We start from the raw sequence: 18,749 nt of genomic DNA, 5'->3' as shown, positions 1-18,749 counted from the left end.
GGCCGGGCATCCAGGTACGACGCGACAGGACCCCGGGGTCCTGTCGCCGGGGCCCCTGCGGGCACCTGCGCGCTGAGAGCCGACGAGATGGGCCAAGTGCCAGGCCGGGCGGGGACCGGTTTCAACCGGTCATCGTCCGTTCTCCGCGGAATTCCGGTGACGTCAGGATGTTCGGAGACGATGAGGTGTCGGCCGCCGACCACCTGCTACGCCCCGGACACCATTCCTCCCCGCCAAGACGCGTGGCTCGTTTTCGAACCGCTGCTGAACGAGGATTTCGGGGGGCGCGACGAAACCTGCGCGATCGTCGCCTACAAAAGGTTCTGCGGGATCGCGGCCAATTGTCGTGGCCGGCTATTTCTCATCAGGAGCGCATGGAGAGTCCGCGATCGCGTCGCGCCTTGACTCAGACGTCTCCTCAGAGTGGGCCGACGGTCAGCCCGGGTTCCACAGGGGAACGGGAGGCGTAGCCGAGCGCGTCACCGCGCCGGTCGGGGGCGAAGTTCAGCACGGTCCCCACCAGGTGAGCGCCGACGGAGGAGAGCAGGTCCAGTGCCCGTGCCATGTCCTGCCGGTGCGACCTGCCGCACCTGGCCACGAGGAGCACTCCGTCACAGCCTGCCGCGAGCGTCGCCGCGTCGGTGACCGGCAGGAGCGGCGGAGTGTCGATGAGCACGATGTCGCAGGCGTCGACAAGTTCGTCGATCAGCAGGCGCATCCGCTGGGAGCCGAGCAGCACGCTCGGATTGGCCGGCAGCGGCCCGCTGGGCAGTACGGACAGCCGGCCCGCCGACACGTCCCGCTGCCGCAGCACCGCGGACACCTCGGCCCGGCCGGTCAGCACGTCGGTCAGCCCGGGGCCATCGCCGATCTTCAGGTACTCGGCGATGCTCGGCCGCCTCAGGTCTCCGTCGACGAGAGTCACCCGCAGGCCGGCCTCGGCCAGGACGATGGCGAGGTTGCTGCAGACCAGGGACACGCCCTCGCCGGACAGACAACTGGTGATCACCAGTGATCTGGGTTTGTGCTCGGTGTTCATGAACTGCAGGTTCGTGCGCAACGTGTTGAAGGCCTCGACCCGGCTGGAGGGGCTGCCTCGTTCGGCGATCAGCGGGTGCCGCCGGGCGCTGTGCTCGTAGCCGATCTCGCCCAGCACCGGCACCGCGGTGGCCTGCTTCAGTGCCTGAGGAGTCCGGATCGTCGTGTCCAGCTGATCCTTCACGATGATCGCGCCCCCGATGAGCGTCAGACCGACCACCGCGCCCAGCGCCAGGTTGATCGACAGCCGCGGTGCGATCGGCGCGGACGGCACCTGCGCCTGGTCGACCACCGAGACGCTCACCTTCGCTCCCTCCGAGGGCTGAGCGGGGTGTTCGAGCTTGTCGATCAGTTCCGCGAAGGCCCGGCCGAGGGAGTTGGCCAGCCGTGCCGCGCGGTGCGGATCACCGTCGGTGACGGTGGCGCGCAGCAGTACGGTATCGGGCACGGCCTCGGCCTCGACGTTCTCCCGCAGTCTGTCCACATCCTCGCCTTCGGCGATGGCCTGAATCACCCTCCTGCTGGTGAGCAGGTTCGCGTACGACTGCATGCGTTGCTGGGAGAGCAGGGCGGCCTGGTAGGCGGTGATCGTGCCGCCCTCCTGGTTGCTGGCCGAGACCAGCATGGAGATGTTCGCGGCATAGGTCGGAGGCGTGCCGGCGGTCAGCGCCAGTGCCGTCACCACCGACAGCGCCAGCGACCCGGCGATGAGCGGCCAGTTCTTCCACAGAAGCCACAGACAGGAGAGCAGGTTCACCGCGGGACTCCGTCTTTCGCGATACTTGTCGGCGGAAGTGGTGGCTGTACTGGATTTACCGCAACCCATTCCGCCAATACTGGACATTAAGCGTTTACTGCTTTTTGGACGTACGTTTTCGATTAATCGCCCGGCCGTACCGGCGCTGCATTCCTCGTATGATCGGTCGATTGCGATAAGTTATAGTCGCTGTTTTGAGGACTTCGGGTAACACGCTGTGCGTGCGCACACTCTTTGCGGCGAGATTAGCGTGAGTGGGCGAGAAAATCAGCAAGGCGCTGAGGGGGCCGCTGCGATGGCAGGGGTAATGCTGCTGAAACGGCCTTCGTCGGACCATGTCATCGCATCGGCGATATTCGCGACGCCTTTCCTTATCACCGCGATGGTGTGGTATCCGTGGTCGACCGCCCTGCTGGCCCTCGGGGTTTGCGGGCTCGCGCTGGTGCGGCGCCCGTGGCGAGGCGGCCTGCTCATGGTGCCGCTGGCCGTCGTCGGCGGCGTGGCGGGGCTGCCTTGGTGGTGCGCCCCGCTGCTGGCGCTGGTGACGGCCGTCATGTGCCTGGCCTTCTCCCCGCAGGTCAGGGTCGGCTCCGAGCACGCGATCGTGGTGTTGCTGGTTCTGCTGCTGGTGGCCAGCTGGGTATCGCCCGGGGGGCAGGGCAGTCCGGGCCATCAGGCCCTGCACGACATGGCGCAGGTGACGGCCGGACTGATGATCCTGGCCGTCTGCGCCGCCGCACCGCCTTCCGCGGAGCGATTGCCGATGGTGGTCGTGCTCTCGGGGACGGCTGCCGCGGTGGCGGCCCTGCTTGTCGGGGACGCTCAGGCCGGGCCCCGGCTGGAGGGGTTCGGACTGAACTCGAACTATCTGGGGAGCCTGCTGGTCCTGCCCACGGTGATGTCCTTCGCCATGGCCTGGCTCCGGCGTGCCCCGCTGTGGGCGGTTCCCGGGGCGGTCGCGCTGGTCGCGCTGGTCGCCACCCAGTCGAGGGCCGCGCTGTTCGCGGTTCTGGCCGGTATGGCGACCGTCGCGCTGTTGCGCGGCTCGCGCACGGCCCGACTGCCGCTCACATCGGCGATCGCGGTTGTGGCGGTGCTGGTCGCCGCCGCGCCCGGCGTGCTCGATGTGAGCGGCGGCGCCCGCGGCATCGACGAACTGGAGCGTAGCAACGAAGTCAGGGCGCAGTCGGCCATCCTGGCAGCCAGGATGGCCGCCGATCACCCGCTGCGCGGGACGGGGTACGGCACCTTCGCCGAGCAGGCCGCTCGCTCCCCCCAGCTGGGCATTTTCATCAACACCCATAACGACTACCTGCGGCTGGCCGCCGAGACGGGCATCGTCCCGGCGCTGCTGCTGCTGTTGCTCGTCTACCGGGCGGTCCGGCGGGCCACGGGCACGTACGAGCACGTCCTGGCCAGCGCGGTCACGGCCTACGCGGTCGTGCTGCTGTTCGGCAACACGCTGTCGAACCTGATGGCCAGTGTGCCCTTCTGGGTCTGCCTGGGAACGCTGCTCGGGGCTCGGCATCTCGAAACGGCCTACGTGACGACTCACCGAACATCGCCGCGCGCGGCGCCAGGCACATGACAGGAGCACGGTAATGGACGACAATCTTCTGCAGATCCGGCGGGGCGACAGGTTCGCCTTCGGCCGTAACTGGAAGGCCTTCGCCAACCTCGTCGACGAACGTCGCATCCAGAACGCGATCGGCTCGCTGCGGGAGGCCCTGGACGTCGAGCACCTCGCCGGGCGCACCTTCCTCGACGTGGGGTGCGGCAGCGGCCTGTTCTCCCTCGCCGCGCATCGCCTCGGAGCCCGCGTGCACTCCTTCGACTTCGACGCCGAGGCGGTGGAGTCCGCTTCGCGGCTGCGGCACGCCTTCGCCCCTGACGCCTCCTGGACGATCGAGCAGGGGTCGATCCTGGACGGCGACCACCTCGCGCGGCTGGGGACCTTCGACGTGGTCTACATCTGGGGAGTCCTGCACCACACCGGGGACATGTGGCAGGCCTTCGACAACGCCGTCGAACTCGTCGCCCCCGGCGGACTGCTGTTCGTCTCGCTCTACAACGACCAGGGCTGGGAAAGCCGGATCTGGACGGTGGTGAAGCGACGCTACAACCGGTCGGGACCGGTGACCCGGGGCGCTCTGATCGCCGGCAGCTCGGCCTATATCCACCGGGCCTGGCCCCTGTTCCAAATCGGGCGGCTGCTCACCGGCCGGCCCCGTCCCGCGGCCGCCCGGCCGCGGGGCATGTCGCGCTGGCACGACATGCTCGACTGGGTGGGCGGCTACCCGTTCGAGGTCTCCAAGCCCGAGCAGGTCCTCGCCCGCGCACGTACGCACGATCTCAGCCTCCTGCGGCTCAGGACATGCGGGGGCGGACTCGGCTGCAACCAGTATCTGCTCCGGCGGCCGGGTGGGTCAGCCGCCGTGCAGGAGCCCGCGGATTCGATGGACGATCTCGCGTATCTCAGCGGCACCCGGGATCAAGCACCGCAGGGGCACTCCCGTTGAGCGCACGAACCAGCCTGTCTGGGCGGCGGCGAGCGCGGTATAGGCGACCGTGGAGGCCAGAGCACACCCCGTGACGCCCATCCCGGGGATCAGCAGGACGTTCAGGGCGAGGTTCGTCAGCAGTGCCGCGCCGTACATCAGCGAGGTGAGCAACGGCAGGTTGAGCCGGAGCAGATAGGCCGCGGCCGGGCGCGCCGCCGCGGCGGCCGCGACGCCCGGTGCGAGCACCAGCATCGGCACGGCGCACCCCGCGAAAGCCTGGCCGGCGGCCGCGATGACCAGAAACGGTCCCGCCAGGCAGAAAAGGATGATCGACAGGACGGCGAGGAGCACGGTGATCCGGATCGTCCGTGCCGTGTACGTCGCAGCCGTCTCCTGGCTCGACTCCATCTGCCGGGGCAGGGCGATCTGAACCACCGCGTCGGTCATGGCCCGCAGCAGCTCGGCCGGCGTCACCGCCATGGAGTAGATCCCCACCGCCGCCGGCGTGCTCATGGCGTTCAGGATCAGGACGTCGAGCCGCAGCAGCAGAAAGTGACAGACGGAGCCAAGGTGGTAGCGCAACCCGCACGACAGCGTGCGGGCGGCCAGCCGCCATTCGCGCGGCCGGCGTACGGGCAGGGACGGCAGCAGCAACAGGAGGTGCACCGCGGCGGAGACGGCCCATATGATCAGCACCCACTCGACGGTGAGTCGCCCGAGCAACCCCAGGGCCACCAGCGCGGAGCACTGGAAGGCGGCGCCGGCCAGCGAGCCCCGATTGACGACCCCGGTACGGCCGTGCAGAACGTACACGTTGTTGAGGTAGACGACCGCCATCATGACGGGCACCGCGGCCAGTCCCCAGATCAGCATGGATCGATCCGCCGCGGGCTCCATTCCGGCGCCGGTATGCAGCACGGCGGCGAAGGCGGCTCCTGCGGCCGTCACGCCTACGGCAAGTCCCAGCCACAGGGCGTTCGCCGTGATCGCAGGCCGGTTGCCCTCCTGTGCCCACAGGGCCGTCTGGGACTTCTCCACCGACAGGTTTCCCACGGCTGTCGCCGTGGTCGCAATGGTGATGATCACCCAGTAGGCGCCGCGGTCGCCCGGCCCCAGGGCGCGGGCCACGATGATGCTGGTGAGGCCACCGGCCACGACGAGCGCCAGGCGGGTCAGGAGAAGGTGGGCCAGGCGAGTGGCGATCGCGTCTCGGTGGCGCTCGGGCGCGGCCGAGGGGAGTGCCGGGGCGTTCACATGGACCGCAGTCGCCGCTGACCGTCCACCACTGGTCGCACGGCCGGTTGTGCGGGCAGGTGGGTTCGATGCCAGAGCTCGAACTGCATCAAAGTCCAGATGCGGTTGGCGTGGTCTCGCCCGCGGGCGTGCTCGGAGAGCAGGCGGGCGACGGCCCGTGGATCGAAGATCCCCCGGTTACGGGCGGTGGCGTCGGTGAGCAGATCGTGTGCCAGGGGGCGCAGCCCGGTCCTGAGCCAGGAGGCCAGCGGCACCCCGAACCCCATCTTCTGGCGCTGCAGCAGATGCGCGGGCAGCCAGTCCGCCAGAGCGCGCTTGAGGAGGTACTTCGACGTCCCCCCGCGGATCTTCAACTCGCCGGGCAGGCCTGCGGCCCACTCCATCAGGACATGGTCCAGGAAGGGGGAGCGCGCCTCCAGCGAGTTGGCCATCGTGCTGATGTCGACCTTCACCAACAGGTCGCCGGGCAGGTAGGTGTTGACGTCGACGTCCATGATCCGGGTGAGATCGCAGCCGGCGAACGACTCCTCGAAGGCCCGCTCGATGATGGCTCCGCTGCGGACGCCCGCTACCCGGCCGCATTGCCACGGAGTGTAGATCTCCCGTTTCTGTCTCTCGGTGAAGTAGGACATCAGACGCGTGTACCTGTCGGCGGTCGGCAGCCCCGCCAGCTCCAGGCCCCACCCCACCCTGCGGAGCAGCGACCCCCGACGCGACAGGGACCGCAGGCTCCTGCCCGCCGCGTCCAGCAACGGTGCGGCCGTCGGCGGCACCCGCAGCCGGGAGGCCCGCTGCAACAGCGCGTAGCGGCGGTAGCCGCCGAAGATCTCGTCCGCACCGTCCCCGTTGAGCACCACCGTCACCTCCCGGCTGCTCATCTTGGCCACCAGGAAGGTGGGAATCGCCGAGGAGTCGGCGAACGGCTCGTCGAAGTGCCAGGCCAGGGTGGACAGCACATCCAGCGGGGAGGCGGAGAGGAGCAGCTCCGAGTGGTCGGTGCCGTAGCGGGCGGCGACCTCTCTGGCGTGCTCCCGCTCGTCGAAACCGGTTTCCTCGAAGCCGACGCAGAACGTGCGGACCGGCTGTGGTGACTGCCGTGCCATCGCCGCGACGACCGCGGAGGAGTCGACTCCCCCCGACAGGAAGGCGCCGATCGGGCGTTCACCGATCATCCGCAGCCGGGTGGCCTCCAGCAGCAGCTCACGCAGCCGCTCGGCCTCCTCGGCCTCCACGACGGGACCCAGGCGGGGAGTGGCATCCAGCCGCCAGTAGCGGTCGACGCGCACCTGGCCGTCCTGCCACACCAGAGTCGAGCCCGGCGGGAGCTTGCCGATGCCCTCGAAGATCGACCAGGGAGCCGGAACGTACTGGAACGTCAGGTAGTGGTGGAGGGCGACCGGGTCGACCTCGCCGCGCCACCGCGGGTCGTCGATCAGGGCCTTCAGCTCGGAGGCGAAACGCAGCGAGCCGGACCGCATCCCCCAGTAGAGCGGCTTCTTGCCCACCCGGTCGCGGGCCAGCAGCAGCCTGCGCCTGCGCCCATCCCACAGGGCGAAGGCGAACATGCCGCGCAGACGATGTACGAAGGCGTCCCCGTGTTCCTCGTACAGGTGGACCAGGCACTCGGAGTCGCCGCTCGCGGCCAGGCGGTGTCCTCTATCCAGCAGTTCGGTGCGCAGCTCGGCGAAGTTGTAGATCTCACCGTTGAACACCGCGACGATCGTGCCGTCCTCGCTGTAGACGGGCTGGTCACCACCGACCACATCGACGACGGCCAGGCGACGCATCCCGAGCACGGCCGAGGGCTCCACATGCAGGCCACTCCCGTCAGGACCGCGGTGCGTGATCGTCCCACACATGCCGCGGACCGTCTCCGGATCCACCCCGCTGGAGCAGACGGCACCCGCTATTCCGCACATCGCTCCTCCAGAAGCCGTCGGTACAGAACCAGGTGCTGGTCGATCATGGAATCCAGGTTGAGGTTGTCCAGCGCCCAGGCACGCGCGGCGGAGCCAAGGGACGCGCCCAGGCGGGGGTCACGTAACACGCGCTCCAAGGCGTCGGCCAGTGCCCGAGGGTCCGCCGGGGGGACCAGCAGGCCGCGCCCGCTCAGCAGTTCGCAGGTCCCGCCCACCGCGGTGGCGACGATCGGCTTGCCCGCCGCCATCGCCTCCATGACGGCGTTGCTCATCCCCTCGTGGAGCGAGGCGAGCACCATCACCGAGGCCCGGCGCATCAGGGCCTCGACGTCCCGGCGAAGGCCCAGCAGGCGCAGGTCCACGCCCGAGCTCTCCGCCTGCCGCAGCAGGACATCGCGCTCGGGCCCTTCGCCCGCGAGCACCAGGGTGCACGGCATACCCCGGGCGGCCAGCAGCGCGACGGCCTCGATGAGGAAACGGTGCCCCTTGTGCGTCTTCAGGTTGGCCACACTGCACACGATTGGCAGGTCAGTGATGATCTGAGCCGGTTTGGCTGGCAGGAAGGCCGACTCGGGCAGGCCGTTGTAGATCACGCTGAGCTTCTCGGGTGGGAGTTTTTCCACCCTTCTGGCATCCTCCGCCACGGCCACGGCGTTGGCCACCACGTGCCGGGTCAGCCGGGTGGCGACGCGTTCCAACGTGTAACTCCCGTACCGGACCCGCTTGAAGACACTCAGGCTGCGCCGCCCCGCCACCACGACAGGCACCCGGGCAAGCCAGGCGATCGGCGCGCCGACCACATAGGCGTGGTACAGAAAGGCGTGCAGCACGTCAGGTCTGAGCCGCCGTATCAGCCTGATGAGGCGTGCCGCCGCGAGCAGGTTGCGAGGAAATGCCATGGGCCCCGTCGACAGCCCGGTGAATCTGGCGTTGTGCACGGTGATGCCCTCGCGTTCGAGCGCGTCACGGTAGGGCCCATCCGAGTGCAACGTCACCACGTCGACCGCCACACCGCTGCGGATCAGTCCCGTGGCCAGAAGGAGGATCTGTTTTTCGGTGCCGCCGACCTGGAGTTGCCCGACCAGCAACACAACCTGGCGGGGTTCGCCGGGCGTCGCTTCCAGAGACGAGATCACCCCGCGGCTACCTTTCGCTTCCATGTTCTTACCTTGGGTGATCGGCGTCGGCATGTGGGGGACTGTCCATGGCCGACGAGCGTGTCGCGGAAAGGAATTTCGACTGCGTTTACGCGGTCCGGACCGTCTCAGGACGATCTCTCAGGGCAGATCGCCTGCCGGAACCGTACGTAACAGCCTTCCGTTACGCGCCGGACCCAAAGAGCTCGCATCCGGTATGGATCGCGTCGACCCCTGCCGTGAGAGATCACCCTGCCGGCAGGTCCCGCCTTCGACCGCGCGGAGAGATCGACGATCGGCAGACGGCGGTGTCCCGGTTCCGGGGCCAGGCACTCAGGCTTGTCCGCCCGGTGCGGGCATACGAACGAACACGCTGGATGAAGCGGCCTGATCACCGGTTTGCTCTTGGAATCAGATGCTGATCTGCGGGGGGCGGGTTAGCCTTCGAGCATGGCCAAGAGCGATCGGGAAAGGTTGCGCGAGGCCTTCACCGAGGACGCCGAACTGTACGACCGGGCTCGTCCGGGCTATCCGGCCGAGCTGTTCGACGATCTGGCCGATCTGGCCGGGGCCCGTGCGGGATGCCGGGTGTTGGAGATCGGTTGTGGCACGGGGCAGGCCACCGTGCCGCTGGCCGAGCGGGGATGTCAGATCATCGCGGTGGAGCTCGGTGCGTCGATGGCCGCCGTCGCCCGCCGCAATCTGGCGCGTTTCCCGCTTGTCGCCGTCGAGAACTCGGCATTCGAGGATTGGCCGCTGCCGAGACAGCCGTTCGACGTCGTGGTCTCGGCGACGGCGTTTCACTGGATCGACCCGGCGGTGCGGGTGGAGAAGGCGGCCGACGCCCTGCGCGTCGGGGGTGCGCTGGCCACGATCAGCACGCATCATGTCGCCGGTGGCAGCCAGGACTTCTTCCGTGAGGTGCAGGACTGTTATGAGCGCTTCGACCCGTCGACCCCGCCGGGGCTGCGCCTGCGCACCTCAGCGGAGATCCCCGCGGACAGCGCGGAGCTGGACCGGTCGGCACGGTTCGGGCCGGCCGTCTTCCGCCGCTACGAACGGGAACTGTCCTACTCGACCGCACGGTATCTGGACGTGCTGCGCACCTACTCCGGTCATCGAGCGCTGGAGAGTGGAGCGCGGGCTGATCTCCTTAGCTGTATCGGGTCTCTGATCGACGAGCGTCACGGTGGCCGGATCAGCAAGCGCTATCTGACCGAGTTACGAGTCGCGCATCGTCGTACGTGCTGAAAAGCACGTGCTGTGTGCTTCCCCCCGCGGCGCGGCGGGCTCAGAGTTTGTACAGCTTCTTGAACGGTGCCGTGACGCGTTCCTGTCGCGATCCGAAATCGACGACCACGGCGATCTCGTCCTCTACGCCGGTGACGACGCCAAGACCATATCGATCATGGGTCACCCGGTCGTTCACGCTGAACCGCTCGACAGGCGGGGCCGGGGGCGGGGGTTTGAAGGGACTTGTGGGCAGGTGACGACGGGGTACGCCGTTGGCTGGCTTCATCCTCTCCAGTATGTGCCGCCGGTGAGAACGCTCGCGACGGAGAATCGGCAAGCTCCGCCAGAACGATCAAGGATTGGGTGAGGATTTGGCCTCTGACCTGGGCTTTCATGGTTGGAGTAGGTGACGGGAGTCGAGTCTTCCCGTTGCGGGTCCTTCGGGTCGGCCTGGGAGAAAGTGGTGCGTGGTCCAGGTGATTCGCTCGGACATCTGACCACCTCCCGTACCGCAGCGTGGAAGGCAGCGGTCTCGCGCCGCGCACCTCACCTGCCTGTGCGCCCTGAGGATGTCCCGCCGCGCGGGGTTCTGACCGTGTGGCGGGCTCGGGGCGGGCCCGCTTCCCGCAGAGGGGGGATCGAGGGTGACGGGATTTCGGTGGTCCGAGATGTGTACGATGACCGCGAAGCTACTTGACCCTGCCGATCGGAAGCGCGGCGAATGACAGGATCATCCCTTACCGCGTTGGTGCCGATTCTCGTCTTGCTCTTGGTGCTGGGGATTGACGCCTGGGTTTATGCGGACGCCAAGGAACGGCTGAATCAGGGCAATCCTGCCGCCTTCTCATTCGGGTCTCTCAGGGTGGAGACGCCCGAGGCGTGGTTCCTGGGATGCCTGATCCTGTGGGTCGTCTTCTTTCCGCTCTACCTGACCGCCACAGGGCGAAGCCCCTTCCGGTAGCCGTCACCATCAGGACGGCCCCGAGAACAATCGAGGCCCGGGTTGGGATGTGCTGCGAGCGGGGGACGGGAATCGAACCCGCGCTGTCGGCTTGGGAATCGCATGGATGCCGCCATCGCGCCCTCTGTCATCGGACGCCCCGCCGTCGGCCGCCGGCGAGGACGCCGTGGACGGGCGGCCGGGCGGCGGTGCCGTCCCGCGGTGACGGCCCCGTTCTGGAGGGGAACGAGGCCGCCGGCATTTCCAGACCTGTGCGGTTACTCCTAGAGGATGCCGATGTTGCCGTAGTCGAGGAGCATCCCGGTCCCGATTCCGTTCCCGAGTCCGATCCCGAGTCCGTCCCACGGGTCGGAGGGGGAGGCCGTCGCGTGAGCCGGACCGGCGGCTAGCGCGGGCGCGGCCAGGACGGCGCCGAGAGTGATCAGCCCAGCGGCGATCGTGGTGCGGTTCATCGCGGTCTTCTCCTTTGGGCGAGGGTGGCCCGCCTGTCGCGGGCCACCTCTCCGTTGCTGTGCGCACTCATACGACTACCTGGAGAGAGCAGGTTCAACTTGGGACGACATCCGGACAGCCGTTGGAGTTCGGGGCACTCCCGCAGCTGTCCGGCCTGAGCCGCGAAGGGAAGGGGCTTCCTCTATGTATCGAACACGCGTCCCCGTTCGGGCCACCTCTCCGGGGAGAAACCGGTCCGACACCGGAGGGTACGGGTGGTCCGGCCGGTGGTGCCGTTAGCCGCCCATCTCGTCCCACCGGTCAGAAGACCTGGAGGCCCAACTTTTTTGCGTACGGCCGGTTCCGGTGCTCGGCCGGGCCGCACTGGTTCACCACTGAACCATGGGGGGAGACGGCGAATTCCAGGCCCGGGAACCGGCGCGCCGGCCGGAAGGCCGGTACGAGCGAGCAACGGCCTGGGCGGAGGTGCGGGCCGTGCCCGAAGCTCGTCTGGGCGTCACAGGTCGATCTCGTGGGTGTCGGGAAAAACGGCGCCGTCGTGCCGGCAGCGTCCACGCTCCTCGTCACCGGAACCGGCACCGCGCAGGCCTCCGCCCCAGGCGTCTGCGCGCCGGCCTGGCACGTCGCCCTTACCTCCGCCACGGCCGGCGACTGCAAGTGGATCGGGAACGCGGGCTTGGCCCGCTTCTCCCGTACCAGGCCATCAGGATGAAAAAGCCTCAGTGACGGCAAGGCCCGCCGTATCCAGGTGGCGCCATCGCGTGGGGTCACTTCACCTCGGCGGGAACCCGTTCATCGCCCAGAGACTCCTTGGACCTCTTGTTTCGGGTCAGGTAGACATAGGCCATCGCGCCCAGGAACAGAGCGATCGACGTCCACTGGTTCAGCCGCATCCCGAGGATCTCGTTGGCCGGGTCGACGCGCAGGCCCTCGATCCAGAACCGGCCCGCGGTATAGCCCGCCACATACAAGGCGAAGAGCCGGCCGTGCCGCAGCGCGAAGCGACCGCCGATCCAGATCAGTGCCAGCGCCAGGCCCAGGCTCCACAGCGACTCGTAGAGGAACGTGGGGTGATAGGTGGTGACGCCCGGCACGGTCCCCGGACGGCCCGCATCGATCTCCAACCCCCAGGGCAGGTCGGTCGGGCCGCCGAACAGCTCCTGGTTGAAATAGTTGCACCATCGGCCGATGGCCTGGCCGATGGCGACGGCCGGGGCCACGGTGTCGGCGACCGCGCTCAAGGCGATGCCCCGGCGGCGGCAAGCGATCCACACGCCCACCCCACCCAGGGCGACGGCGCCCCAGACACCCAGGCCGCGCCAGCCCGGTCCGGAGTCGCTCCAGATCAGGATCGCGTCGATCGGCCGGTAGGGGGCATCAGGCCCGAAGTACAGCTGCCAGTCGGTGATGACGTGGTACAGCCGCGCACCCACGATGCCGAACGGGACCCCCCACGTCGCCAGGTCCAGCATGGTTCCCGGCGTCCCACCGCGATTCCGCCAGCGGCGCTCGGCGACGACGACGGCCACCACGACACCGAGAATGATGCAGATCGTGTAACCACGGATGGGCAACGGCCCCAAATACCAGACCCCTTCGGAGGGACTGGGAATGCTGGCAAGCGACATGGCAGGCAATCTAGTGCAGCCCGCCGCGATCACACATCCCACCGAAGTCCATATTCGCATGCCTTTACCGCCCTGGCGGCAGGCGTACGACGAGTGATCCTGTTTATCGCCTCGAAGACCACGGCTGCAGGTCAGATGGTAGGGCGCCTGGGACTCGAACCCGGAACCTACGGATTAAAAGATCGATACCAGCTCCTCGCATTCGACCTCGGTCGGCATCCGGGCGGTGATGCGCATGCCCGGCTCCGGAGCGATCACGGTGACCTCCGGCGCCCGAACGTAGGTTCCACGGCCGGGAACCTTGCGCACCAGGCCGAGCGAGGCGAGGTGGCTGATCGCTTTTCGGACCGTGTCGCGGGCCACTCCGAAACGCTGCTGCAGGTGAATCTCAGAGGTCAGGGGGCGGCGCAGCCGGAACTGGCCGGTCTGGATGTCCCGCCGGATGGCGTCAGCGACCTGGCGGTACACGGGCGTCTCGGCATCATGATCAATCTCGCGCACGGTCTGACGGTAGGGGTGCGGCCCTCTGCCTCCACAATGCCCTGGAGTGGCGCGTGAAGTAGCTGGACACGCGAGAGTCCCGGCACCGAGCTTTCCTTCTAGCGGTCGTCGCAACACCTCGGCTCGGGGAGTGCGATGGACTTCGAGATCCGCAAGATCCGGTCACCTCAGGGGCGTATGAAGCTGACCCGTGAGCGGGAGGCCGCCTTTCGCGTTTCAGCGTTCAGACACCAGAGGTCATTCCAGGGATGCGTTATTGAATTGCCCCCTTTAGCCGAGACCGGATGGTTGATTGTGCAGGCCCAGAAAACCCGCAGAGCATAGACGCGTCTCGGCTATAAGGTGCATTCGTGGACACTCTGGAAAGCCTCGTCATCGCCCGGCGGCTGTGCGTCCCCATCGGCGACGCTCCCGCCGGTTCCCACCCGGGCTGGGGAGAGGTGGCCGCCCGCCAGCTCGACGCCGCGCTGTTGAGCGTTGGCTTCAAGTGCTCGGCGGCCTTGCTCGACCGTCTGGCGAGGCTGCGTGGCGAAACCGTGGTCGATCTCGGCGTGCGGGTCCTGGCGGCCGTCCGCCACCTGGTCGGTGACCACGTGCAGCACAACGCGTACTTCCTCAACTTCCCCAAGAACGTCCCCGACACCATCGAGTTCTGGGTCGGGCTCCTGCGGGAGGCGCTGCTCGACCCGGTCGCCGCCACGCGCGTCCAGTCGGCGACGCTCAACCTGCTCGCGTTGCCCGGCTACGGCCACTACCAGCACGCCTACGCCGACCTGCTGGCCGCTCACGCCGAGCTGATTCCGCTGGCCGGCGACCGGGTGACCATGCTGGAGTTGGGCGGAAGTCTGGAGTCGGAGGCGCGCGAGCTGTACTTCTCGCTGGCGGGCTCGGAAGTGCCGCTGTCCGCCGAGGACCTGACAGCGCTCCGCACACTGGCCGCGTTCTGCGCCGACGAGCCCGAACGCATCCCGGTGCGCGAGAACCGCGCCATCATCAACGAGGTGCGCCTGGCCACGGGGCGCCCGCTGCTCGTGGACACGGTGACCGACGTGCTCCGGCTCGCCTGCGGCTGCTCCGGCGGTGACGTCACGCTGTCCGAGCGGACGCGCTTCCGCTCGTTCCGCCGGGCCGAGCGCCGCGCTCTCCTGCAGGCCCTGGACGCGGTCGCGACGCCGGCCAAGCTCGGCGACGTGCCCCGCTACCAGGAGCAGTGGAAGCGGCTCGGCGAGCGCCTGCACCCGCACGAGTACCCGCACCTTCCGCGCGCCGTCCAGGTCTTCGAGGTCGCCCGCGGCGTCCGTCCGGCGCGCAGCTTCGACAGCCGTGTCGAGGCGGCCCTGTCGGCCGGCCGTACCGGCGACGCGGTCGAGCTGCTGGGGAAGGCGCCCGGCGCGCTGCTGCGCCGCCTCGATCACCTGCTGCGAACCGGCTCTTCAGCCTCGGCTGTGCTGGACGCCGCGGAGAAGGCCGCGGCGGTCGCCTCCGGCCGGGTGCTGCTGTCGTTGCGTGAGCACCTGCAGAACCGGCTCGCGCCGGCCGCCGGGCGTGTCTTCGCCAACCGGCACGGCCGGGCATGGGCGACGGCCGATGCCCGCCCCCCGATCGAGGAGAGCGTCGTGTCGCGGGCGGCGGCCATCCTGGACGCGGAGATCACCCGGCGGCTTCCCGACCTTGGCGAGCTGATCGTCGATCCCGAGGTGCTCGACGTCGCCCTGCCGCTGTCCGGCAAGGCCGTCGCGCCCGGGCTTGGCATGCTGCCGCGCGGCTCGCTGTCGGCGGTGGACGGGGAGCTGCTGCGGTTCTTCGTCTACTGGCGGCAGGCCGAGCGGCGCACCGACTACGACCTGTCGGCCCTGATGTTGGACGCCTCATACGGCAATCCTGAGCACATCTCGTGGACGAGCTACCGCAACGGCTTCGCTGAATACTCCGGCGACCTCACCGACGCCACCGACGGCGCGTCGGAGTTCATCAACATCCGCCTTGCCCAGGCGACCCGGTCGATCATCATTCCGCAGGTGAACATCTACAGCGGCGAAGCGTTCGACGAAGCCGCCGAGGCGTTCTTCGGCTTCATGAGCAGGGACGCCGAGCAGGAGGGCCTGCCGTTCGAGCCGCGCACGGTACGGATGAAGTCCGACCTGCGTGGCGCAGGCCGCGTCGCCCTCCCACTTGTCTTCCTGCGCGGTGACGACGGCGCCTGGCGGGCGAAGTGGCTGCACCTCTACCTGAAGGGCCACCCCGGCTTCAACCAGGTGGAAGGTAACCGCGTCACGGCCTCTCTCCTGGTGCGCTCAATCGTCGAACGCGACCACCTGCGGGTCCGATACCTGGCCGACCTGCTGCGGCAGAAGGGCTCGTCGGGTGAGCACACCACATACATCGGCTTGCAGGCGCCGGCCGATCTACCGAAGGGCGCGCGGGTGTACACGCCCGGGACGCTGCACGAGCTGATCCCCGCCTGATAGCGTGGAGATCGCGAGGCCATGGGAGGGCTTCCTTCTCACCTTTTTTGGAAAAGTATCCAGCCTTCCCGCTTTCCTCGTGTTCCGGTCGTGAGGCCATTCGAGGGCTTCCTTCTATCCTGGTTCGATTCCAGGTAGACCCCAGTGGGTCTACTGGCATATCTAGTTCTCGGGCCTTCCTCACGACCGGTCGGCTACGCACTGCTTGCATGGCTTTTTGCCTGCTGCGCGGGCGTCCGCCTCGCTCGTTTCCAGGATGTCGTGGAGCGTGTATCCGGCCTGTTCGCTGCCGTGGCGACCTGCCTGGAACCCTGGACACTCGGTCAGGTGGTAGTAGTCGCCGGCTTTGGTTGTGATGAACAACGTCATTCCCGGCTCCTGGAAAGGTTTGTCCGCTGCGGCGCGGGCCGTGGTGAGTCTCGCCTCCACCTCACGGCGGAGCAAGGACAGCATGTCCTTGCTCAACGGTCCTCCTCGGTGATGCCGCGGGCGCTCATCAGTAGTTTCCTTCGGCGACTTGCAGGACAGTCAGGCCCAGTGAACGCCACATCTTGACCACGCCCGCGCGGTCGTCAATGACCCCAGCGATCTTTCTGAGGGTGAAGTTCCGCTGGTAGATGTCGCGTTTCACCTTCACATCGGGCCGGTTGTCGTGGTCGTCGCGCATCCACAGGCCCTCGGCGTCGTCGAGATGGCCGACGTTGGCGGCCAGCCACATCTCCGTTTGGCGGCGGCACTGTTCCTTGCGTCCGGACACGTAGGCGATCGGATGTCCGGCGAGGATCAGCGCTTGAACGACAGCGACGACGGGCGGGTTTGGTGTGTCCTCCCCTACCCGGTGCCAGTCGTAGGGGTTCCGGTCTCCTCGGAGGGCTAGGGTGCCGTCGAGGTCGACGATCCACAGAGCTTTACTCATGGCTTCAGCCACTCCTGCATCCAGCACTTGGCGTATGCCTCCACCATCCATTGGTTGACCCGCTTCATGTCCGGCTGGTCGGGCAGGTCGGAGGTGACGGTGAGACGTTCAAGTATCGTCAACGTGTCAGCGATGGCCTGGAACTCGGGGGTGGAGTGCTTGGTCCAGCTCACATGTCCTCCCGGGGGTCTGGCTGCCAGCCTGCCACCTCGCGGGCGGCGGTCAACGGTCAGACCTCCTTCACGGGCAGGAACCGTTCGGCTGGCCAGTGGCCTGTGATGGCCTCGGTGTCGTGTTTACCGCATTGGCGTCGGCGCAAGATCAGGGTGACCTGGCCGCCGCCGATGGTGTACGTGTCGTGTCTGACGTCCACGGCCTGCATGCGGTGCCGATGAAACCAGGTCACGGCGTCTCCTCGGGGGTGGCGATGGCGGCTCCGGCCAGGTTCCCGCCCAGGTCAGCTGTCCGCCGTGGCCGGCCGTACCGGTGCGAAGGTCGCCTGACCGGCGCGGCGGAAGCACCAGAGGCGGCGGCCGAGTGCGACCGCCCCGAGCACGCAGCAGATGAGGCAGAAGAGCGCCAGCAGCGGCAGCAGCCAGGCGGTGACGATCCAGTACTGGAAGCTGAACGCCCCCCAGATCAGCGTCGGCAGCACCGCGCCCAGCACCGTCACCAGGGCAAGGGGCACGAGCCGCAGAACCAGCCTCGGCCGGCGCGCCGCGCGGCGCCGCGAGGCCCAGCGGCGCGCTCGGACGACCGCGGTGACCAGCAGTGCGGCCATCCCCACCGTGAGCCCGAGCAGGACCGCGTTCACGACGGTGAGCGGGTTGCTCATCGGCGTTGCCGGTGCCCCGATCCGTTCGGCGAGAAGGTTGGTCGAGAGCAGGCTGGGATCGCCGCCGCTGTTGGTGAGGACGAGGGCGGCCACACCGGTCTTGGGCGAGAAGACCATGTCCCCGGTCCACGTCGCCAGTGTTCCGCCGTGGCCGATCACCGACGGCGGGGCGTCTGCCGCGACGGGGCGGGACTGCCAGCCGAGGGCGTAGTCGCCGGCCTTCGGCTGGACGGTGTGCAACTCGGCCAGGGAGCCGGCACTCAGCAGGTCCGCCCCGAAGGTTCCCTGGTTGAACCGCAGCCACCGCACCATGTCGTCCAGGGTCGAGATCACCCCGCCGTTGCCGACGCAGATCCCCGGCATCTCCGGTGCCGCGACGGCAACCCCGAGAACGACCTCGTACCCGGACGGCAGGCCCTCGGCACGATCGGAACACCCCAGCGTCGAGCTGGTGCCGGTCATGCCCAGCGGCGTGAACAGCTCGGTGTGGAGGAAGGCGTCGAAGGACTTCCCCGACACCACTTCGACGATCCTCGCCGCGATCGAGTAGTTGGTGTTGTGGTACTCCGAGCGGGTGCCCGGATCGGCGGCCAGGGTCTTGTCGGCCAGCCCGGCCACGATTTCCTGCGCGCTGCGCGGAGGCGGGAACACGTACTCGTTGTTCGTGCTGTTCGACAGCCCCGAGGTATGGCTGAGGACCTGGCGCACGGTGATCCCGGTGAAGCGCGGATCGGCCATCCTGAAGTCGGGCAGGACCTTGACGACCGGGTCGTCCAGGGAGACGCCGTCACGGTCGACCAGCAGCATGATCGCCGCCGCCGTCATCGACTTGCTCATCGACGCGATCCGGAACCGAGTCCGCGCCGTCACCGCATTGCCGTCCCCGTCCCGGCCGCGGACGATCGTCTCGACCGACGACCCGTCGATCACGGCCGCCGCGACACCCGGCGTGCCGTAGACGGAGCGGTAGTCGTCGACCAGCCGTTCGCCGGTGGCATGGGCCGGTGCCGTCCAGCCGAGCAACAGGGTGACGAGCACACCGCCGAGGACGATGAGGGAGGTCACACGAGGAAAGCGGAGAGGTAGGAAATGCACGACGTCGAACCTAGGCCGGGCGTCACCGGCCGACATCACCCGAAGGGGTGAGACGGC

The 18,749-nt window shown here is 68.2% G+C and carries 19 protein-coding genes; 5 read left to right on the top strand and 14 right to left on the bottom strand.

Annotation, left to right across the window (positions count from 1 at the left end; genetic code table 11):
* Nucleotides 1-418: 418 nt before the first annotated feature.
* Complete coding sequence (locus ABZU75_RS28365) at nucleotides 419-1,795, bottom strand: polysaccharide biosynthesis tyrosine autokinase (RefSeq protein WP_355560409.1); 1,377 nt, start codon at nucleotides 1,793-1,795, stop codon at nucleotides 419-421.
* 382 nt (nucleotides 1,796-2,177) lie between these two features.
* On the opposite strand from ABZU75_RS28365, the gene ABZU75_RS28360 reads away from it, so the two are divergent.
* Both ABZU75_RS28360 and ABZU75_RS28355 read left to right on the top strand, forming a co-directional pair.
* Nucleotides 2,178-3,383, top strand: a complete 1,206-nt coding sequence (locus ABZU75_RS28360) for an O-antigen ligase family protein (RefSeq protein WP_355560407.1) — start codon at nucleotides 2,178-2,180, stop codon at nucleotides 3,381-3,383.
* A gap of 13 nt (nucleotides 3,384-3,396) precedes the next feature.
* Nucleotides 3,397-4,314: a methyltransferase gene (locus ABZU75_RS28355; protein ID WP_355560404.1), complete on the top strand. Its 918-nt coding sequence runs from the start codon at nucleotides 3,397-3,399 to the stop codon at nucleotides 4,312-4,314.
* Here the strand turns inward: ABZU75_RS28355 and ABZU75_RS28350 are convergent.
* The 3 genes from ABZU75_RS28350 to ABZU75_RS28340 are packed head-to-tail and all read right to left on the bottom strand — an operon-like array spanning nucleotide 4,222 to nucleotide 8,659.
* Entirely contained in the window at nucleotides 4,222-5,550 is a 1,329-nt protein-coding gene (locus ABZU75_RS28350) for a hypothetical protein (RefSeq protein ID WP_355560402.1), read from the bottom strand. The two genes, ABZU75_RS28355 and ABZU75_RS28350, sit on opposite strands and share 93 nt — an antisense overlap.
* The gene (gene asnB / locus ABZU75_RS28345) at nucleotides 5,547-7,469 is read right to left on the bottom strand and encodes an asparagine synthase (glutamine-hydrolyzing) (RefSeq protein WP_355560400.1); all 1,923 of its coding nucleotides are present in this window, start codon (nucleotides 7,467-7,469) and stop codon (nucleotides 5,547-5,549) included. The genes ABZU75_RS28350 and asnB overlap by 4 nt, the downstream gene beginning before the upstream one ends.
* Entirely contained in the window at nucleotides 7,457-8,659 is a 1,203-nt protein-coding gene (locus ABZU75_RS28340; protein WP_355560397.1) for a glycosyltransferase, read from the bottom strand. The genes asnB and ABZU75_RS28340 overlap by 13 nt, the downstream gene beginning before the upstream one ends.
* Nucleotides 8,660-9,055: 396 nt before the next feature.
* Between ABZU75_RS28340 and ABZU75_RS28335 the strand changes: the two genes are divergently transcribed.
* Nucleotides 9,056-9,856: a class I SAM-dependent methyltransferase gene (locus ABZU75_RS28335; protein ID WP_355560394.1), complete on the top strand. Its 801-nt coding sequence runs from the start codon at nucleotides 9,056-9,058 to the stop codon at nucleotides 9,854-9,856.
* Nucleotides 9,857-9,896: 40 nt separating this feature from the next.
* On the opposite strand, the gene ABZU75_RS28330 is transcribed toward ABZU75_RS28335, so the two are convergent.
* Nucleotides 9,897-10,124, bottom strand: a complete 228-nt coding sequence (locus tag ABZU75_RS28330; protein WP_355560391.1) for a hypothetical protein — start codon at nucleotides 10,122-10,124, stop codon at nucleotides 9,897-9,899.
* Nucleotides 10,125-10,586: 462 nt separating this feature from the next.
* On the opposite strand from ABZU75_RS28330, the gene ABZU75_RS28325 reads away from it, so the two are divergent.
* Nucleotides 10,587-10,799, top strand: coding sequence for a hypothetical protein (locus tag ABZU75_RS28325; RefSeq protein ID WP_355560388.1), 213 nt, complete (start codon nucleotides 10,587-10,589; stop codon nucleotides 10,797-10,799).
* Nucleotides 10,800-11,062: 263 nt separating this feature from the next.
* Here ABZU75_RS28325 and ABZU75_RS28320 read toward each other — a convergent pair whose 3' ends face one another.
* From ABZU75_RS28320 to ABZU75_RS28305, 4 genes are all read right to left on the bottom strand, one after another.
* Complete coding sequence (locus ABZU75_RS28320) at nucleotides 11,063-11,251, bottom strand: hypothetical protein (RefSeq protein ID WP_350921417.1); 189 nt, start codon at nucleotides 11,249-11,251, stop codon at nucleotides 11,063-11,065.
* Between the two features lie 497 nt (nucleotides 11,252-11,748).
* Complete coding sequence (locus ABZU75_RS28315) at nucleotides 11,749-11,874, bottom strand: hypothetical protein (RefSeq protein WP_355560385.1); 126 nt, start codon at nucleotides 11,872-11,874, stop codon at nucleotides 11,749-11,751.
* 145 nt (nucleotides 11,875-12,019) lie between these two features.
* The gene (gene lgt, locus ABZU75_RS28310) at nucleotides 12,020-12,880 is read right to left on the bottom strand and encodes a prolipoprotein diacylglyceryl transferase (protein ID WP_355560382.1); all 861 of its coding nucleotides are present in this window, start codon (nucleotides 12,878-12,880) and stop codon (nucleotides 12,020-12,022) included.
* 174 nt (nucleotides 12,881-13,054) lie between these two features.
* Nucleotides 13,055-13,381 (bottom strand): winged helix-turn-helix domain-containing protein, encoded by a 327-nt coding sequence (locus tag ABZU75_RS28305; protein WP_355560379.1) that lies wholly within the window; start codon nucleotides 13,379-13,381, stop codon nucleotides 13,055-13,057.
* A 350-nt stretch (nucleotides 13,382-13,731) separates the two neighbouring features.
* On the opposite strand from ABZU75_RS28305, the gene ABZU75_RS28300 reads away from it, so the two are divergent.
* Entirely contained in the window at nucleotides 13,732-15,846 is a 2,115-nt protein-coding gene (locus ABZU75_RS28300; protein ID WP_355560376.1) for a TerD family protein, read from the top strand.
* Between the two features lie 180 nt (nucleotides 15,847-16,026).
* On the opposite strand, the gene ABZU75_RS28295 is transcribed toward ABZU75_RS28300, so the two are convergent.
* Genes ABZU75_RS28295 through ABZU75_RS28275 form a run of 5 tightly spaced genes read right to left on the bottom strand, consistent with a single transcriptional unit; the run spans nucleotide 16,027 to nucleotide 18,662 of the window.
* Nucleotides 16,027-16,311 carry a hypothetical protein gene (locus tag ABZU75_RS28295; RefSeq protein WP_355560373.1) on the bottom strand — a complete coding sequence of 95 codons (285 nt, stop codon included), beginning with the start codon at nucleotides 16,309-16,311 and terminating at the stop codon, nucleotides 16,027-16,029.
* A 31-nt stretch (nucleotides 16,312-16,342) separates the two neighbouring features.
* On the bottom strand, nucleotides 16,343-16,774 hold the full coding sequence (locus tag ABZU75_RS28290) for a hypothetical protein (protein WP_355560370.1): 432 nt from the start codon (nucleotides 16,772-16,774) through the stop codon (nucleotides 16,343-16,345).
* Nucleotides 16,759-16,935: a hypothetical protein gene (locus ABZU75_RS28285; protein WP_355560368.1), complete on the bottom strand. Its 177-nt coding sequence runs from the start codon at nucleotides 16,933-16,935 to the stop codon at nucleotides 16,759-16,761. Before ABZU75_RS28285 ends, ABZU75_RS28290 begins: the two co-directional genes overlap by 16 nt.
* A 56-nt stretch (nucleotides 16,936-16,991) precedes the next feature.
* The gene (locus tag ABZU75_RS28280; protein WP_355560365.1) at nucleotides 16,992-17,168 is read right to left on the bottom strand and encodes a hypothetical protein; all 177 of its coding nucleotides are present in this window, start codon (nucleotides 17,166-17,168) and stop codon (nucleotides 16,992-16,994) included.
* Nucleotides 17,169-17,219: 51 nt separating this feature from the next.
* Nucleotides 17,220-18,662: a serine hydrolase domain-containing protein gene (locus ABZU75_RS28275; protein ID WP_355560362.1), complete on the bottom strand. Its 1,443-nt coding sequence runs from the start codon at nucleotides 18,660-18,662 to the stop codon at nucleotides 17,220-17,222.
* Nucleotides 18,663-18,749 lie beyond the last annotated feature (87 nt).

The organism is Streptosporangium sp. NPDC005286, assembly GCF_040607515.1.
Classification (GTDB): domain Bacteria; phylum Actinomycetota; class Actinomycetes; order Streptosporangiales; family Streptosporangiaceae; genus Streptosporangium.
Note: the sequence above shows the minus strand (reverse complement) of the source record. Positions and strands in the feature narration are given on the sequence as shown.

Bases quoted from the DNA above. Each gene is read 5' to 3' on its own strand.
- asnB (WP_355560400.1), bottom strand. From the start codon at position 7,469: ATGTGCGGAATAGCGGGTGCCGTCTGCTCCAGCGGGGTGGATCCGGAG.
- ABZU75_RS28335 (WP_355560394.1), top strand. From the start codon at position 9,056: ATGGCCAAGAGCGATCGGGAAAGGTTGCGCGAGGCCTTCACCGAGGAC.
- ABZU75_RS28340 (WP_355560397.1), bottom strand. From the start codon at position 8,659: ATGCCGACGCCGATCACCCAAGGTAAGAACATGGAAGCGAAAGGTAGC.
- lgt (WP_355560382.1), bottom strand. From the start codon at position 12,880: ATGTCGCTTGCCAGCATTCCCAGTCCCTCCGAAGGGGTCTGGTATTTG.
- ABZU75_RS28320 (WP_350921417.1), bottom strand. From the start codon at position 11,251: ATGAACCGCACCACGATCGCCGCTGGGCTGATCACTCTCGGCGCCGTC.
- ABZU75_RS28360 (WP_355560407.1), top strand. From the start codon at position 2,178: ATGGTGTGGTATCCGTGGTCGACCGCCCTGCTGGCCCTCGGGGTTTGC.
- ABZU75_RS28355 (WP_355560404.1), top strand. From the start codon at position 3,397: ATGGACGACAATCTTCTGCAGATCCGGCGGGGCGACAGGTTCGCCTTC.
- ABZU75_RS28330 (WP_355560391.1), bottom strand. From the start codon at position 10,124: ATGAAGCCAGCCAACGGCGTACCCCGTCGTCACCTGCCCACAAGTCCC.